Source organism: Streptomyces sp. NPDC051963, assembly GCF_044593495.1.
Taxonomy (GTDB): Bacteria; Actinomycetota; Actinomycetes; order Streptomycetales; family Streptomycetaceae; genus Streptomyces.
On record NZ_JBIUCC010000006.1, the window covers coordinates 210,953 to 226,453 of the forward strand.

The window sequence follows — 15,501 nt, forward strand, 5'->3', positions numbered from 1 at the left end:
GCTCCTCCTGGCAGATGGGCCCGTCCCCGGTAGTCCCGGCCGGGTAACGCTCACCCATCATTGCATTGGCCAGCCAACGGAATCCGCCGTGACCGACGGTTCGGGCCCGCGCGCCAAGGCGCGCGGGCCCTCCCACGTGATCACATGGCGGGTCAGCCGCCGATGCCGGACTGCCGGGCGGCTCCGATCAGTTCGGCCGGGCGGATGAATCCCGCGACAACCCCGTCCACGGTGGCGGCCGTCCACTGCCGGACGAACACGGCGCCCGTGGGATACAGGGCCGACAGCTTCTCGGCGGTGAACGGGATGGTCGTACCGAACAGGAAGCAGAACGACGCCCCGGACTGCCCGAGACCGGACAACGTGGCGACCGGTGCGTCGACCGACGGTGTGCGGATGCCGCCCTCGGCGTTGCCGTGAGCGTCTAGGACGAACGCGGGTGCCGAGCCGGAGGTGTCCACCTCGAGGCGGGGCGCCCTGGCCGGGGGGACACCGGTCGTCACCCAGCGGTTCAGCGCGAACTCCGCGGTGTCCAGGACGTAGTGCGCCTGACCGGTGTTGATCGGCGAGCCGCAGCCGGGCCGGGTGGGGGGACTGAGCATGGCGTTCAGCCCCTGGAGGCCGACCGCGCCGCTGCCGTCGTCAACCGTGCCGAGGCCGATGTAGGCGTCGGCGTGCGAAGTGCCGGCCATCTCCCAGAGCCGCAGGCGGGAGGAGTCGTCCTGCCGGGCCGACAGCGAACCCAGCGCGATCACGTCGGTTTCGGCCTGCACGGCGAGCACCGGTGCATCCAGGTCCGGGCGGAAACGGACGACGGCCGGAGTCGGGACGTCCTCCTGGGGGGCCTGCGACAGTGGCGCGCCGGTGTCCCGCCGGCTGTGCACGAGGAAGCCGTCGTACACGGACGCCAGGGGCTGGATCGCGTTGATGTACGTGGTGAGGCGGAACGCCGACTGCGACTCACCGTTGGCCAGCACGGTACGGGGGCGGAGCCCGTCGAGGACCGTGGCGGCGGAGTCCCTTACGGCCTGGCCGGCCTGGCTGAAGATGTCGTACGAGTAGCTGTCCCCGGGGTGGGACAGCGCCTCGTAGCGGACCGGATCCGCGGTCTCGGTGGCGGTCACTCCGGTGGCCTGGGCGGACACGCCGACCCAGGCATAGCCCTCGCGGATCAGTTCGTTGTGGGCGTAGATCCACTCCGGGGCTGCGTCCACCCCGCCGGTGACGTTCAGCCATTCCACTACGACGGTCCCGTTGAAGCGGGCCGGATCGGCGGGGCGGTTCACGACGACCCGGGTGGTGTACGACGCGGTGCTCGCCGGCGTCACCTGCCAGCGCCCGTCGGAGTCTAGGGGTGCTTCCGGTACGTAGGACTCGGCGTTCCCGGAGAGGAAGAACTCGGACTGCGTGTATCGCACGCTGCCGAGGTCGAATGCCGTTCCCGCCAGCACGACGGCACCGTTTCCGCCGGTCACCGGGCCGGTGACGGTCGGGCTCGCCGCCATGTGAGCGGCTGGGCCGTGGTCCGCGGCGACCGCGGAGGGAGCCGCGAGCGGGAGCGGGAATATCAGCGCAGCTGCCAGTAAGAGGTGGGGACGGACTCGTGCTGCCCACTTGAATTTCATGTGCATGACAACTCCTGCCTCAGAAAACGCGGCCGACGTCCTGGCGGACGATGGTCTGCATGCTGTGTTCTGCCAGGGCTGCGATGGTCATGGAGGGGTTGCAGGCGCCGGTGGAGCCGGGGATGCGGGCGCCGTCGAGGACGTAGAGGCCCTTGTGGCCCAGGACACGGCCGGTGAGGTCGACGGCGTCGCCCATCGGGACGCCGCCGAGGGCGTGCCAGGTGGAGGGGGCCTGCGCGTTGGTGTCGATCATCATGCCGCCGCCGGCCGCGGCGATGGCCTGCATACGGGTCGCGATCTGCGCTTGGAGCTCCGCCTCCGCCTCGGCGGGCCAGGTCAGGACGGCGTCGTCGGTGTCGGCGTCGTAGGCCCAGGTGCCCGCGCCCTCGACGATGCCGAAGCCGACGACGGTCAGTGCGGTGACGCCGGTCTGCTGGATGGGCGAGCCGGCGTGGATGACGGTGAGGGGGATGGAGCTGGTGGTGTCCGTGCCGCCGACGCAGGCGGGGCCGCCCTGGGTGGTTCCGGCGTCGCCGGCGGTCGGGTTGATCCAGGCCCAGATCCGGTCGCCGTTGTTGCCCCACTGGGTACCGATGGCGTCAGGCAGGTCCGGGATCAGGTTCTTGGCGCGAGACTTGACCAGGAGGCGGGTGGTACCCGGGGAGCCGGCGTTGAGGAACACGGCGTCGGCGGTGATGCGGATCTGCTCCTGAACCGTGCCGGTGGTGTCGATGCGGTCGACGGACAGGACCCAGCGCTTGTTCGCGTCCATCGCGAGGTCGCGCACGACGTGCAGGGGCGCCACCTCGACCAGGCCGGTGGACTCCGCCTGGGCGAGATAGGTGACGTCGATGGAGTGCTTGCCGCCGTTGTTGACGCCGAAGGCGATGTCGCTGGTGGTGTACGTCGGTTCGTACTGGCCGGTCAGCTCGCCCCTCACGTAGCTCCAGTCGACGGGCAGCGGCACCTTGAACGGGGTCAGTCCCGCCTTGGGTGCGACTTCCTGGAAGAGACGGGAGGACTTGTAGGCGTCGGAGGCCAGGATGTCGTAGGGGATGGTGGAGATGCCCAGCATCCGGGCGACGGTCGGGTAGGCCCACCGGTTCAGGTCGTCATAGAGGCCGGCCGCCACCGGGATCGACTGGGCGAAGTTCGCCTTCGTCGGCTGGAGGGTCATGCCGTGGTACATGATCGAGCCGCCGCCGACCGCCGCACCGACCATGGCGGTCATTCCCTTGCCCACGACGGGTTCGAGTACGCCGGTGTAGGGCTCCCACGTCTGGGTGCCGCCGCCGACGACGGCGTGGTCGGTCAGCCAGGCGGAGCGGTTGTCCATGTTGCCGAAGCGGCAGAACGTGGTGGCGTTGGGACCGGTGCGCCAGCGCAGTCCCCGCTCCAGGACCAGGGTGGACACTCCGGCCCGGGCCAGCCGCAGCGCGGTCACGCCGCCGCCGAAGCCGGTCCCCACGACGACGGCCCGTGCACGCCGTTCGGTCACGGATGCCGAGGCCGCGGACGTCGTGGCCGCCGCCTTGGCGGCGCCGGCCAGGGACCCGCCGAGTGCGGCCGCGCCGAGTGCCGCCGCACCGAGCATCTTTCGGCGGCTCACACCGGAACCGAGGTGAGGGGAAGAGCTGTCGGACATGAGACTCCCGTCGGGAGGGGCTTCTCGTGGCTGCGGGCTCACGAGGGCCGGACTGTGGGGGGCGAACTCATCGGCGGCTGGGGTGCTGCGTACTCCACCCGCTCGGGCTCGGAACAAGGCAGCGATGGCCTGCTCCTCGAAGTCGACCGGCAGCAACCGAGATTGGCGTGTCCATGAAGAAGTTGAAACGCCCGTCACCGTAGCATCAGCTGTCTCGCCGTGCCACAAAGTCGCAGTGCGACATGAATTAAGATCAGCGCAACTGTGTCGAGGAGGGGTGCATGGGCGGTCAGCCCGGTAGCCGCACGGGGCGACCGCCGTTGACGGAGCGGCGCCGCGAAGCGACGCGCATGGAGATCGCCGACGAGGCGGTCCGGCTCTTCGTCGCCCAAGGCGTGGCGGCGACCACCGCGGAGGACATCGCCTCGGCCGCCGGAGTGTCCACGCGCACCCTGTGGCGGTACTTCCGCTCCAAGGAGGAGTGCGCGCGCCCCCTGCTCACAGCGGGCCTGGACCTGGTGACCGAGCGCCTACGGGACTACTGGAGCGGAGGCAGCTCGCTCACCCGGGCCATGCCGAGCGCCGACGACCCCGGCGTGATCGGCGCGCGGCGCCTGGAAGCGCTGCGGGATCTCGTACGTCTGAGCCGTGACGAGCCCGGGCTGCGTGCCGTCTGGCTGGAGACACACTTCGACGCCGAGGCGGTGTTCGCCGCAGCGATAGCCGAAGGCACCGACCGGCCCGAGATCGACCTCGCCGTCCGACTCGAAGCGGGCATGTTCAACGCCGCACTACGCATCGCCGTGGAGGACTGGGCCCTCCAGCCCGACCGACCGAACAGCCCACCACTTCGCGAATCCCTCGCCCAGGCACTGCACGTGATGACCGAGCTCATCGATTCCGAGCGTTCCGCGACTCCCGGGCGGCGGATGATTCACTTCCCGGGGACGGGCACACGCCCCGGGTCATAGCGGGGCGCGACAACAAGCCGCCCCAGCCCTCGGCGGTCCGACGCAGACGCACCCACGGCCTTTCGAGCCACAGTGGGCTGCCGCGCGCCACGCCGCGACCCCCTCGGGGCTGAGCACCCGACACCGCATGCCCTGGGCATGGTTCCTGCGGTGAGGCCCCGTGATGCAGATCAGACCCAAGAGCCAGTCGCTTGGGTCGGCAAAATATTCACCCAGATGCAGGGAATGAATCCGATGCGGCGTACGCTGATGACACACGATTTGCCGACCAACTAATTAGGCTGATCGCCACACCACACGTCCGCACCCCTTGGAAGAGGTCCTGCCATGACCGCACAGACCGCTACGCCGTTCACCCCCGAGAACTCCGCCTTGCTCCTCATCGACCACCAGGTCGGCACCATGAGCTGGGTCGGTTCCATCGCCTTCGAGGAGATGAAGGCCAACGCTCTCGGCCTGGCCAAGGCCGCCAAGGCCCTCGACATCCCGCTGGTGCTGACCTCCTCCATGGAGGAGTACGCCCAGGGCCCACTGCTCGCCGAGCTCGCCGACATAGCGCCGCAGGAGTTCGCCGCACGCATCCAGCGCCAGGGCGTCGTCAACGCCTTCGACGACAAGAACTTCGCCGACGCGGTCACCGCCACCGGCCGCACCCACCTGATCATCGCCGGGGTCACCAACGACGTCTGCACCGTATTCCCCGTCCTCACCGCCCTCGCGGCCGGTCACCCCGTCCAGGTCGTCGCCGACGCCGGCGGCTCCCCCGCCAAGCTCGCCGACGACATCGCCATCCGCCGCATGGACAAGGCCGGCGCCACCATCACCTCCACCAACCAGCTCCTCGCCGAACTCGCCCAGAACTGGACCACCGAGAACGGCGGCAAGATCATCAACATCGTCATGGAACTCCTCCCCCAGAGCTGAACCAGCGACCACGGAACGGGGTGTGGGGTGAGCACCGCGCCACGCCACACCCCGCCCCACCACGGCACTTCTCGCCCGGGAGGGCTCCATGCAATTCGGCATCTTCAGCATCGGTGACGTCACGGCCGACCCCGCCACGGGCAGGCCCCGCACCGAGCACGACCGGCTCAAGGCGATGGTCGCGACCGCGGTCCACGCCGAAGAGGTCGGCTTCGACGTCTTCGCGACCGGCGAGCACCACAACCCACCGTTCGTCGCCTCGTCCCCGACCACCCTGCTCAGCAACATCGTCGCACGCACCGACACCATCATCCTGTCGACGTCGACCACGCTGATCACCACCAACGACCCGGTGAAGATCGCCGAGGACTACGCGGTGCTCCAGCACCTCTCCGACGGCCGCGTGGACCTGATGATGGGCCGCGGCAACACCGGGCCGGTCTACCCCTGGTTCGGCAAGGACATCCGCCAGGGCATCCCCCTCGCCGTCGAGAACTACGCGCTGCTGCACCAGTTGTGGCGCGAGGACGTCGTCGACTGGGAGGGCCGCTTCCGCACCCCTCTTCAGGGGTTCACCTCGACGCCGCGTCCGCTGGACGGCATCCCGCCCTTCGTGTGGCACGGCTCCGTGCGCAGCCCCGAGATCGCCGAGCAGGCCGCCTACTACGGCGACGGCTTCTTCGTGAACAACCTCTTCGGGTCCATGAGCCACTTCACGAAGCTGATCAACGTCTACCGCGAGCGCTACGCCCACTACAGTCACGGCACCGCGAAGCAGGCCGTCGTGGGAGCCGGCGGCCATGTCTTCGTGCGCAGGAACTCCCAGGACGCGGTGCGCGAGTACCGCCCCTACTTCGACAACTCGCCCGTGTACGGCGGCGGTCCGTCGATGGAGCAGTACATGGCGCAGACCTCGCTCACCGTGGGCAGCCCGCAGGAGGTCATCGACAAGACGCTGTCCTTCCGCGAGTACTTCGGCGACTACCAGCGTCAGCTGTTCAACATCGACATGGCCGGCCTGCCGCTGAAGACCGTCCTCGAACAGCTCGACCTGCTCGGCGAGGAGGTACTCCCCGTACTGCGCAAGGAGTTCGCCTCGGTACGCCCCAGCGGTGTTTCGGAGGCGCCCACGCACGCGTCCCTGCTCGCCGCGCGCTCCGAGGAGGCGGCCAAGTGAACGCGAACACGGCCCAGCGGCTGCACCTCACGGTCGTATCGGCCGGTCTCAGCGTCCCTTCGTCCACCCGCCTGCTGGCCGACCGCCTCACCGAGGCAGTCCGCGGGCAACTGGCCGACGCAGGGCGCGAGGTCGACGTCCAGGTCGTCGAACTGCGCGACCTGGCAGCCGACATCGCGGGCAACCTGGTCACCGGCTTCCCCTCACCCACCCTCGAGAAGGCCATCGAGACGGTCACCTCGGCGGACGGTCTGATCGCTGTCACTCCGGTCTTCTCCGCCTCGTACAGCGGGCTCTTCAAGTCGTTCTTCGACGTCATCGACAACGACGCGCTCACGGGCAAGGCGGTGCTGGCCGCCGCGACCGGTGGGACGGCCCGTCACTCGCTCGCCCTGGAACACGCTCTGCGTCCGTTGTTCGCCTACCTGCGCGCGGTCGTCGTGCCGACCGCGGTGTACGCGGCCTCCGAGGACTGGGGCGGCAACGGCGATCCCCTCACCGACACGCTCCCCCACCGGATCGTGCGCGCGGGCGGCGAGTTGGCCGGACTGATGCGGGGTCGTGCGGATTCTGCTGCCCGGACGACAACCGACGACACCGCCGTCGTACCGTTCGCGCAGCAGCTGGCGGCGCTGCGACCTGCCTGACGCGCATCACCCGAGGCCGGGATCTCGAGTGACGGGCGACCGCCTCCGTCACGCCGTTCCACCAGGACGCCGGCGAACAGGCGGCACGGATCAGCGCACCAGGGCACCCGCCATGAGCCTGCGGACCACCTCGGTCAGCAGATCGGTGCCCGCGCTGATGTCGTGGTCGTCCGTGAACTCGCCCTCGTTGTGGGAGATTCCCTCGATGCTGGGCACGAACAGCATGATCGAGGGGGCGACGTCCTTCATGTTGACCGAGTCGTGGCCCGCGATGGTCATCATGGTCTGGTGGCTGAGGCCCAGTTCGTCGGCCGTCCGGGCGGCGAGTTCGACGCCGGCCGCCGGGAACGGGGCCACACCCCAACCGTGGGTCTGAACCTGCTCGATGGAGACCGACGCACGCTCCTCGATGCCGGGGATCGACTCGGCCAGCTTCTTGGCCGCCGCGTCGAGAAGCGCTTCGTCGGGCGAGCGCAGATCGACGTGCATGCGCACCTCGCGTGCAACCACCACCGGGGAGTTGGGCTCGACGGTCATCTCGCTCACCGAGGTGTGCAACGGCACGTCCGTGCTCTGCTCGGCCAGCTCGCGCACCGCCACGACGAGGAGCGAGGCGCCGAACAGGGCGTCGCGCCGGTCCGCCATGATCGTCGACCCGGTGTGCGACTGCTCGCCGCGCACCACGACCTGGTACTTGCGTGCCGCCCAAGTGGCGTCCACCAGGCCGATGGTGAGCCCCTTGTTCTCCAGGTCGCGGCCCTGCTCGATGTGGATCTCGGCGTACGCCGCCACGTCCGGTCCGGGGTAGTCGCCGATCGTACCGATCTCGCGGAGGGCGGCCTCGACCGTGGTGCCCGCGGGATCGGTGGTCGTGAGGGCGGTCCGGGCCGGCAGCTTCCCCGTGAACACCGCGCTGCCCATCATGCTCGGCTTGAAGCGGGAGCCTTCCTCGTTGAACCAGTTGACCACCGCCACGTTGTACTTCGGCGCGGTGACCGAGTCGCCGCCGAACCGCTGCACGGCCCGGTGCGCGGCGTGCGCAGAGGCGAGGACGCCGTACGCCCCGTCGTAGCGGCCGCCCAGCGGCTGACTGTCCAGGTGGGAGCCGGTGAGAACGTACGGGGCTCCGGGGGTGACGGTGAAGAGGCCGAACTGGTTGCCGACGCCGTCGTAGCGGACCTCGGCGCCGCGGTCGGTGAGCCACTGGTGGAGCCAGGCGCGCTGTTCCCCGTCGGCGGCGGTGGCGGCCTGGCGGTCCACTCCGCCGGCGGGGGTGGCACCGAAGGCGGAGAGGGTCGCGAAGTCCTTCAGAAGGGTGGCGTCGGGGGTGCTCATGTTCACGTCCTGTCGGGGGGTGTGGGAGGGGGAAGTCGGGGGCTCAGGCGGCGGTCGCCGGTGCGCGGACCGCGGGGTCCTGGATCAGGTGCAGTACGGCCGGGAGTCCGCTCGCGCGGGCGCGGCGGAACGCCTCACGGAAGTCGCGGTGCGAGGTCACGGTCTCGCCGTACGCGCCGTACGAGCGGGCCCACGCCGCGAAGTCCGGGTTGGTCAGCCGGGTGCCCGACGGACGGCCCGGGTAGGCGCCCTCCTGGTGCTCGCGGATCGTCGCGTAGCAACCGTTGTCGACGACCAGGGCGACGAACACGGCGCCGTGTCCCACGGCGGTGGCCAGTTCCTGGCCGTTCATCAGGAAGCAGCCGTCGCCCGCGACGGACACGACCTCACGTCCGGGGAAGGCCAGCGAGGCGGCGACGGCGGCCGGTATGCCCATGCCCATGGCGCCGTTGCGGGGTGCGACGAGGGAGGCCGGGGTGCGGTGCGGAAGGTAGCGGGCCGGCCAGAGGGCGTGGTTGCCGGCGCCGTAGGTGATGACCGCGTCGGATGCGAGCTCCTCCCGCAGTACGCCCATGACCGCGGCGAGGTCGACATACGCGTCGTCCTCCGAGGCAGTCGGCTCGGGCGAGGGAGCGGGAGTGGGAGTGGTGAAGCGGGCGTGCGCCTCCCTGGCGGCCTCGAACCACTCGGCGTCCGTGTCCGGCGACGCGGACATGGTGACGAGGTCGAGGACGAAGGACGGCGCGTGCGCCGAGACGAACTGGTCGATACGGCCGCAGTGGCCCTGCGCGTCGCCGGGCAGGACGAGCACCGTCTCCGAGTCGAGGCCGCGGGTGTATCCGTCGCTGAGCACGTCGCCACGGGGGGTGCCGAGGAAGACCGTGAGGTCCGCCTCGTCCAGAAGTCGGGCGGCGTGGTCGCCGCGGCCGTAGCCGAGTGAACCGGCGTAGGCGCCGGTTCCTTCGAGGTCGTGGGGGACGGCGTCGTAGGCGCGGAAGTCGGCGAGGACGGGGATCGAGTGACGCGTCGCCCAGCGCATGAGTTCCTGGCCGCTCTCCGCGGTCCACCCCTCGCCGCCTACGACGACCAGCGGGCGCCGTGCGTGCTCGAACCGGCGCACCAGCTCCTTCAGCTCCGCCTCAGCGGCGCGGGGACGTGGTACGGCGAGCGGCCGGACCCCGCCGGTGGAGCCCGCGGGCAGGGTGAGGACGTCCTCGGGAATGCCGATCACCACGGGACCGGGCCGACCGCTCCGCGCCACGTGGACGCTTTCCGCGACGACACGGGCGGCGGCGGTCGGGTCGTCCAGCGTGACGACCTTCTTCGCGGTGCTGCCGAACCACCCGGTCAGGTCGAACTCCTGGAACGCCTCCCGGCCGCGGTCGGCCACCGGGATCAGCCCGACGAAGAGGAGCATCGGGGTCGCGTCCTGGTACGCGGTGTGCACGGCGATGAAGGCGTTCGCGGCGCCCGGCCCCCGGGTGACCATGGCCACCCCGGGCAGCCCCGTCAGCCTGCCCTCGGCCAGCGCCATGAAGCCCGCACCGCCCTCGTGCCTGGTCACCACCGTCGAGATCGGCGAATCGTGGAGGCCGTCGAGCACGTCGAGGAAGGATTCGCCGGGAACGCCGTACACCCGCCGTACGCCTTCGCGCTCCAGCTGCGCGACGATCAGATGGCCGGCGGAGAGCGGGCGCTCGGAGGGCTCGGGAGACTCGGGTGCGACGTTCGCCATCGGGGGTCTGTTCCTTCTCTTGAGGCCGCGGTTGCCCGGCCAGTGTTGCTTTCGGATCGGCCGGAGACACGGGGCAAAGGCCCCCGGATACGGGCGTCGCGGTGTGCAGATGAACAGGGCCGGGCATGCGATCGATGTACGTCCCCTGACTGTTCTTCTGCCCGACCCCACGTCCGTAACAAGAAGTTTTCATCCGGGCTCCGAAGCGCGACGTGGCCCATTGGTCATGTGCACAGTCGACGGTCCGTGGCGGTGTGCTTCTGCTCCTTGTGGCCGGTGAAGTGGTCGATGCACGGTGGGCCGACCCGATGGCGCCCGCACAGCACCCAGACGCTTCCTCTGCTCACACCGGAGTCCCCATGACCGCTCCCGCTTCCCCGCCAACCGCAGACAGCCGGCTCGACGCGACGAAGATGCGCAGGATCTCCCTCGCCAGCATGGTCGGCACCACGGTCGAGTGGTACGACCTGTTCCTGTTCGGCACCGCTTCCGCGCTGGTCTTCGGCGAGGTGTTCTTCCCCGAGTTCGACGGGGCCGTCGGCACGATCCTGTCGTTCCTGACGTTCGCCTCCGCCTACCTGGCGCGCATGGTGGGCGCCGTGCTCTTCGGTCACTTCGGAGACCGTCTCGGCCGCAAGTCCATGCTGCTGATCTCCCTGACAGCGATGGGCGTGGCCACCTTCTGCATCGGCCTCGTCCCCGGATACGACACCCTCGGCGTGGCCGCGCCACTCCTGCTGCTCGGCCTGCGCGTCGTGCAGGGCCTCGCGCTCGGCGGCGAGTGGGGCGGTGCCGTACTGATGACCGTCGAGCACGCACCGCAGGACCGGCGCGGATTCTTCGGCTCCATGGTCCAGATCGGCGTGCCGATCGGGACGCTGCTCGCCAACGGCGCGTTCCTGCTGGTGGCCTCCACCACGAGCAGCGACGCGCTGTACTCGTGGGGCTGGCGGATCCCCTTCCTGGCCTCGGCGATCCTCGTCGGCATCGGCTTCTACATCCGGCTCCACATCGAGGAGACGCCGTCCTTCCAGGCGGTCCGGCAGGAGGGGGCCAAGGCCAGGATCCCGTTCTTCGCCCTGATGGCCCGGTACTGGCGCCAGGTGCTGCTGGGCGGTGTCGCGACACTCTCCACCGGGTCGACCTTCACCTTGATGGTGGCCTCCGGTGTCAGCTACGGCACCAACGACCTCGGGCACTCGAAGAACCTGATGCTGTGGGCGGTCATGGTGTCCTGTGCCATCGCCTTCCTGGCCATCCCGTACTTCGGCCGGCTGTCCGACCGCGTGGGTCGCAAGCCCGTCATCTACGCGGGCATCGCGGCGGAGGCCGTACTCGCCTTCCCGTTCTTCTGGCTCCTCGACACCGGATCCGCGCCCCTCGTCTTCGTGGCCTACGCGCTGATGATGCTCGCGTTCTCCGCCAACTACGGCCCCATCGCGACCTTCCTCGCCGAGCTCTTCGGCACCCGGGTCCGGTACTCGGGCCTCTCGGTCGCCTACATGCTGTCGGGCCTGCTGGGCTCCGCGGCGACCCCGGCCGTCACCGCTTGGCTGCTGACGGCCACCGGAAGCAGCTCCTCGATCGCCTGGTACGTACTCGGCGCGGCGACCTTGTCCCTGCTGGCCCTGCTCCTCCTCGCGGAGACCCGCTTCGGGGACATCGACGAGCCGGGCGTTGCGTCCCCGCCTGCCGCACGGCCGATCAGGGCCGTCGTATGAGCACCGCGACAACGGCAGCAAACGGGGGCGGGATCACACGGATCGAGTCGGCGCCTGGCGTTCCGGCCGCCGTAGGTCCTTACGTCCAGGCGACGTCCGCCGGCGGCTTCGTCTTCACCACCGGCCAGATACCCGCCGCCCCGGGACAGTCGACCGGCACCTTCGAGGACGACGTGCACGCGACCCTGCGCAACCTCGAAGCAGTGCTCCACGCGGCGGGCTCCGATCTCGACCACGTCGTCAAGGTCAACACCTATCTCAGCTCATCCGACCAGCTCGCGCCCTACAACCAGGTCTACGAGTCGTACTTCGCAAACCGCCGGGCGGCGCGGACGACGGTGTGCGTGGGGCTGTGGGGCGTAACTCTGGAGATCGACTGTGTCGCGGTGGTCAGGTCGGAGGCGGCACGGTGAGCATCACGGCCCCGGACCAAGTAGCCCCCGGGCACGCGAAGTTGCTGGAACGACTCCAGCACGTCGACCTCCCGACCCTGGGCCACTTCCTCGAAGAAGGCTTCGTCGACCCGGCCGTACGGCGGCTGGGGCAGCCGCGGCGGATGGCCGGTACGGCCGCCACCCTGGCCCTTCACGCCCCGGACGCCACGGCGGTGAACCGCGCGCTCGTCGCACTGCGCCCCGGTGAGGTGCTGGTCGTCGACATGGGCGGCGACCACACGCACGCGCCGATCGGCGCCGTCACGGTCGCGGCGGCGCGAGCGCGTGGGGCCGTGGGCATCCTCGTCGACGGGGTGGTGACCGACGTGGACGCGCTCACGGATCCGCACTCCGGCCTGCCCGTCCACGCCCGGGGCACCACCTGCCTGACCACCAAGCGGCTGGACGGCGGAGGAGGGCGGCACCAGGTTCCCGTGGACATCGGCGGTGTCCGCGTCGCGCCGGGGGACATCGTCCTCGGCGACGCCAACGGCGTGATCGCCCTGCCACCGGCCGCGCTGGCCGCCGTAGTGCACGAAGCGGAACGGTCGGACGCAGCGGAGCCGGAGCTGCTCCGGCGGATCCGGGCGGGCGAGGACCTGCGGACGCTCCTCCACCTCGGCTGATCCACCTCGGCTCTGCGAATCAAGGAAGACACACATGACGGAATACAAGATCGTCGATCCGGCCACGAACACCCTCGTGCGGCGATACCCGACGTCGGACGACACCACGGTCGACCGCGCGGTCGAGGCAGCGGCAGCGGAGTTCGCGTCCTGGCGGCGACGCCCGATCAAGGAGCGCGCCGATCTCGTGCTCGCCGTGTCCCGGGAGTTCGAGAAGCGGCGCGAGGAACTGGCCGCGATCATCACCCGCGAGATGGGCAAGACCACCCGCGAGGCCCTGGGCGAGGTGGACCTGTCGGCGGCGATCTTCGCTTACTACGCGGAGCACGGCCCCGACTTCGCCGCGGACCAGCGGCTCGACATCCGCGGCGGCGACGACGCGGTCGTACGGTCCGAGCCGCTCGGTGCGCTGCTCGGTGTGATGCCGTGGAACTACCCGTACTACCAGGTCGCCCGGTTCGCGGCCCCGAACCTCGTCCTCGGCAACACCGTCGTCCTCAAGCACGCCCCGAGCTGCCCCGAGTCGGCGCAGGCCATCGAGGACATGATGAGGGCGGCCGGGCTCCCGGCAGGCGCGTACATCAACGTGTACGCGACGAACGACCAGGTCGCCCGCGTCATCGCGGACCCGCGGGTCCAGGGCGTCTCGCTCACGGGCTCGGAACGGGCCGGGCGTGCGGTGGGCGAGATCGCGGGCCGCCACCTCAAGAAGTACGTCCTCGAACTCGGCGGTTCCGACCCCTTCGTCGTCCTGCCCGACGCCGACCTGGAGGCCGCCGTCGGCGCGGCCGTCGAGGGCCGGATGGGCAACGCGGGCCAGGCGTGCACCGCCTCGAAGCGGTTCATCGTGGTCGACTCCGTCTACGACCGTTTCCTGGAGGCATTCACCGAGGCGGTGCGGGCCCTGACCGTCGGCGACCCCACCGACGACGGCGTCTCCTTCGGCCCCCTCTCCTCCGAGGAGGCCGCCCGGACGGTGATCGCGCAGGTGGACGACGCGGTGGAGCGGGGCGCGACGGCGATCACCGGAGGCAGGCGCCCGGCCCGCGAGGGCGCCTTCGTCGAACCGACCGTCCTCACCGGCGTCACCCCCGACATGCGCGCCTACCGGGAGGAGATCTTCGGCCCGGTCGCGGTCGTCCACCGGGTCCCCGACACGGCGGCGGCGATCCGCCTCGCCAACGACACGCCGTACGGCCTGGGCAGTGTCGTGTTCGGGCGCGACCTCGCCGCCGCGAAGGCGGTCGCCGACGCGCTCGACGTCGGCATGGTGTCGATCAACGGCCCCTCCGGCACCCAGGAGGACCTTCCCTTCGGCGGGGTCAAGCTCTCCGGTGTGGGGCGGGAACTGGGTGCGTACGGCATGAGCGAGTTCGTGAACCGGAAGGTCATCCGCGTACGGGGATGAGCCCGTGGCTGCCGGGCGAGGAGGAGCAGGCCAGGATGGAGCACATGCACACGCCGCATTCGCCCTCGGCCCTCCCTCCACCGGACCCGCATGTCGTCGCTCTGGCACGGCAGTGCCTGGAGGACATCGACAGCCTGGTCGACGAATGGGCCGAGTACGTGGGGCCGCTGCGTGCCTCCTACTCGGATCTGGTCTCCCCGCAGGACTTCCGCGACAGCGCCTGGCAGGCCTTCGAGGTCCTGCTGCGCACCGTCGCCCGACTGCCGGTGCCGGAACACATCGCCGGTGTCTCCGAGCGGGTCGGCGAACAGCGCGCCCGGCAGGGTGTTCCGCTGGACGCACTGCTCCAGGCTGCTCGCGTGGACTTCCGGGTCGTGTGGGCCGCCTTGGTGCGGCGCGCGGGTGACGAGGGCAAGGCCCAGTTGGTCAACTCCGCCTACTACGTGTGGGAGGCGGTCGAGCACCACGTCACCGGCATCATGACCGCCTATCAACGCACCGTGCTGGAGATGGGGAGGCGGACGGAGGACGAGCGGCGACTGTGGTTCAGTCGGCTCCTGGACAGCGACGGCCGCAATCCCACCGTGGTGCAGGACGCGGCACGGGCGCTCGGGTTCCAGGCGTCCGGGCGCTTCCTGTGCGCGGTCGCACCCGGCGGCGGTGAGGCGTCGCTGCGCGGAGTCGCGAACGCACTCCGTAACCTCGGTGCCCCGCTGCAACAGCAGGCGGTCGCCTCGGACATGGTCCTGGTCGTCCAGTTGAGCCCCCGGCTGACCCGGGACGCGGTGCTGACACAGCTTCAGGGAACACCATGCGGTGTCTCCTCCGAGGTGACCGGGCTGACCGAGCTGCCCCGCGCGGTGGCCCTGGCGACCGCCACGGCCCGCGTGCTCCCGCCCGACGCCACCGAACCGCATCGCCTGGAGGACAGCTGGCTCGACGTCCTGGTCCACCGGGCCGGGGACCTCGGCCGGGATCTGGCGGCCGACGTGTTCGGCGGGCTGCACACGGGAGTTCTCCCCGCGGAGGCGGACCGGCTCCTGGAGACCGTCCAGGTGCACCTGTCGGGCAGCGGATCCGTCGCCGACACGGCCGCCGCGCTGTACTGCCACCGCAACACGATCCAGCAGCGCCTCAACCGCTTCGCCGAACTCACCGGCCGCGACCCCAGACGCCCCGAGGACGCGGCCCTGGTGGTCCTGGCTCTCAGCGCACGTCGCCTGCGACAGGTGTGACGGTCCCAGTGCCCCGTA

General features: G+C 70.3%; 14 protein-coding genes. 9 read left to right on the top strand and 5 right to left on the bottom strand.

The window, feature by feature from the left end; translation table 11 throughout:
- Positions 1-152: 152 nt before the first annotated feature.
- Together ACIHFB_RS25475 and ACIHFB_RS25480 are read right to left on the bottom strand one after the other, a co-directional pair.
- Entirely contained in the window at positions 153-1,631 is a 1,479-nt protein-coding gene (locus ACIHFB_RS25475) for an alpha/beta hydrolase domain-containing protein (RefSeq protein WP_400128002.1), read from the bottom strand.
- A gap of 13 nt (positions 1,632-1,644) precedes the next feature.
- The gene (locus ACIHFB_RS25480) at positions 1,645-3,270 is read right to left on the bottom strand and encodes a GMC oxidoreductase (protein WP_400128003.1); all 1,626 of its coding nucleotides are present in this window, start codon (positions 3,268-3,270) and stop codon (positions 1,645-1,647) included.
- A gap of 281 nt (positions 3,271-3,551) precedes the next feature.
- On the opposite strand from ACIHFB_RS25480, the gene ACIHFB_RS25485 reads away from it, so the two are divergent.
- From ACIHFB_RS25485 to ACIHFB_RS25500, 4 genes are all read left to right on the top strand, one after another.
- The gene (locus ACIHFB_RS25485; RefSeq protein WP_365281848.1) at positions 3,552-4,241 is read left to right on the top strand and encodes a helix-turn-helix domain-containing protein; all 690 of its coding nucleotides are present in this window, start codon (positions 3,552-3,554) and stop codon (positions 4,239-4,241) included.
- A 327-nt stretch (positions 4,242-4,568) separates the two neighbouring features.
- Complete coding sequence (locus ACIHFB_RS25490; protein ID WP_365281849.1) at positions 4,569-5,165, top strand: isochorismatase family protein; 597 nt, start codon at positions 4,569-4,571, stop codon at positions 5,163-5,165.
- Between the two features lie 88 nt (positions 5,166-5,253).
- Positions 5,254-6,342 carry an LLM class flavin-dependent oxidoreductase gene (locus tag ACIHFB_RS25495; RefSeq protein ID WP_400128004.1) on the top strand — a complete coding sequence of 363 codons (1,089 nt, stop codon included), beginning with the start codon at positions 5,254-5,256 and terminating at the stop codon, positions 6,340-6,342.
- The gene (locus ACIHFB_RS25500) at positions 6,339-6,989 is read left to right on the top strand and encodes an FMN reductase (protein WP_400128005.1); all 651 of its coding nucleotides are present in this window, start codon (positions 6,339-6,341) and stop codon (positions 6,987-6,989) included. The genes ACIHFB_RS25495 and ACIHFB_RS25500 overlap by 4 nt, the downstream gene beginning before the upstream one ends.
- 90 nt (positions 6,990-7,079) lie before the next feature.
- On the opposite strand, the gene ACIHFB_RS25505 is transcribed toward ACIHFB_RS25500, so the two are convergent.
- The 3 genes from ACIHFB_RS25505 to ACIHFB_RS25515 all read right to left on the bottom strand — a co-directional run bounded on the left by ACIHFB_RS25505 (position 7,080) and on the right by ACIHFB_RS25515 (position 10,406).
- Positions 7,080-8,324 carry a M20 family metallo-hydrolase gene (locus ACIHFB_RS25505; protein WP_400128006.1) on the bottom strand — a complete coding sequence of 415 codons (1,245 nt, stop codon included), beginning with the start codon at positions 8,322-8,324 and terminating at the stop codon, positions 7,080-7,082.
- 43 nt (positions 8,325-8,367) lie between these two features.
- Entirely contained in the window at positions 8,368-10,059 is a 1,692-nt protein-coding gene (locus ACIHFB_RS25510; protein WP_400128007.1) for a thiamine pyrophosphate-dependent enzyme, read from the bottom strand.
- A 224-nt stretch (positions 10,060-10,283) separates the two neighbouring features.
- On the bottom strand, positions 10,284-10,406 hold the full coding sequence (locus tag ACIHFB_RS25515; RefSeq protein WP_365281854.1) for a hypothetical protein: 123 nt from the start codon (positions 10,404-10,406) through the stop codon (positions 10,284-10,286).
- Between the two features lie 12 nt (positions 10,407-10,418).
- On the opposite strand from ACIHFB_RS25515, the gene ACIHFB_RS25520 reads away from it, so the two are divergent.
- From ACIHFB_RS25520 to ACIHFB_RS25540, 5 genes are read left to right on the top strand one after another with little or no spacing between them, the layout of a single operon-like run.
- Positions 10,419-11,780: an MFS transporter gene (locus ACIHFB_RS25520; RefSeq protein ID WP_400128008.1), complete on the top strand. Its 1,362-nt coding sequence runs from the start codon at positions 10,419-10,421 to the stop codon at positions 11,778-11,780.
- A complete protein-coding gene (locus ACIHFB_RS25525; protein WP_400128009.1) occupies positions 11,777-12,193 on the top strand; it encodes a RidA family protein in 417 nt (138 codons plus the stop codon). Before ACIHFB_RS25520 ends, ACIHFB_RS25525 begins: the two co-directional genes overlap by 4 nt.
- Positions 12,190-12,840 carry an RraA family protein gene (locus ACIHFB_RS25530; protein WP_400128010.1) on the top strand — a complete coding sequence of 217 codons (651 nt, stop codon included), beginning with the start codon at positions 12,190-12,192 and terminating at the stop codon, positions 12,838-12,840. Before ACIHFB_RS25525 ends, ACIHFB_RS25530 begins: the two co-directional genes overlap by 4 nt.
- Before the next feature lie 34 nt (positions 12,841-12,874).
- A complete protein-coding gene (locus ACIHFB_RS25535; RefSeq protein WP_400128011.1) occupies positions 12,875-14,248 on the top strand; it encodes an NAD-dependent succinate-semialdehyde dehydrogenase in 1,374 nt (457 codons plus the stop codon).
- 44 nt (positions 14,249-14,292) lie between these two features.
- Positions 14,293-15,483 (top strand): helix-turn-helix domain-containing protein, encoded by a 1,191-nt coding sequence (locus tag ACIHFB_RS25540; RefSeq protein ID WP_365281859.1) that lies wholly within the window; start codon positions 14,293-14,295, stop codon positions 15,481-15,483.
- Positions 15,484-15,501: the final 18 nt, after the last annotated feature.

Bases quoted from the DNA above. Each gene is read 5' to 3' on its own strand.
- ACIHFB_RS25475 (WP_400128002.1), bottom strand. From the start codon at position 1,631: ATGCACATGAAATTCAAGTGGGCAGCACGAGTCCGTCCCCACCTCTTA.
- ACIHFB_RS25480 (WP_400128003.1), bottom strand. From the start codon at position 3,270: ATGTCCGACAGCTCTTCCCCTCACCTCGGTTCCGGTGTGAGCCGCCGA.
- ACIHFB_RS25485 (WP_365281848.1), top strand. From the start codon at position 3,552: ATGGGCGGTCAGCCCGGTAGCCGCACGGGGCGACCGCCGTTGACGGAG.
- ACIHFB_RS25490 (WP_365281849.1), top strand. From the start codon at position 4,569: ATGACCGCACAGACCGCTACGCCGTTCACCCCCGAGAACTCCGCCTTG.
- ACIHFB_RS25495 (WP_400128004.1), top strand. From the start codon at position 5,254: ATGCAATTCGGCATCTTCAGCATCGGTGACGTCACGGCCGACCCCGCC.
- ACIHFB_RS25505 (WP_400128006.1), bottom strand. From the start codon at position 8,324: ATGAGCACCCCCGACGCCACCCTTCTGAAGGACTTCGCGACCCTCTCC.
- ACIHFB_RS25510 (WP_400128007.1), bottom strand. From the start codon at position 10,059: ATGGCGAACGTCGCACCCGAGTCTCCCGAGCCCTCCGAGCGCCCGCTC.
- ACIHFB_RS25520 (WP_400128008.1), top strand. From the start codon at position 10,419: ATGACCGCTCCCGCTTCCCCGCCAACCGCAGACAGCCGGCTCGACGCG.
- ACIHFB_RS25525 (WP_400128009.1), top strand. From the start codon at position 11,777: ATGAGCACCGCGACAACGGCAGCAAACGGGGGCGGGATCACACGGATC.
- ACIHFB_RS25535 (WP_400128011.1), top strand. From the start codon at position 12,875: ATGACGGAATACAAGATCGTCGATCCGGCCACGAACACCCTCGTGCGG.
- ACIHFB_RS25540 (WP_365281859.1), top strand. From the start codon at position 14,293: ATGCACACGCCGCATTCGCCCTCGGCCCTCCCTCCACCGGACCCGCAT.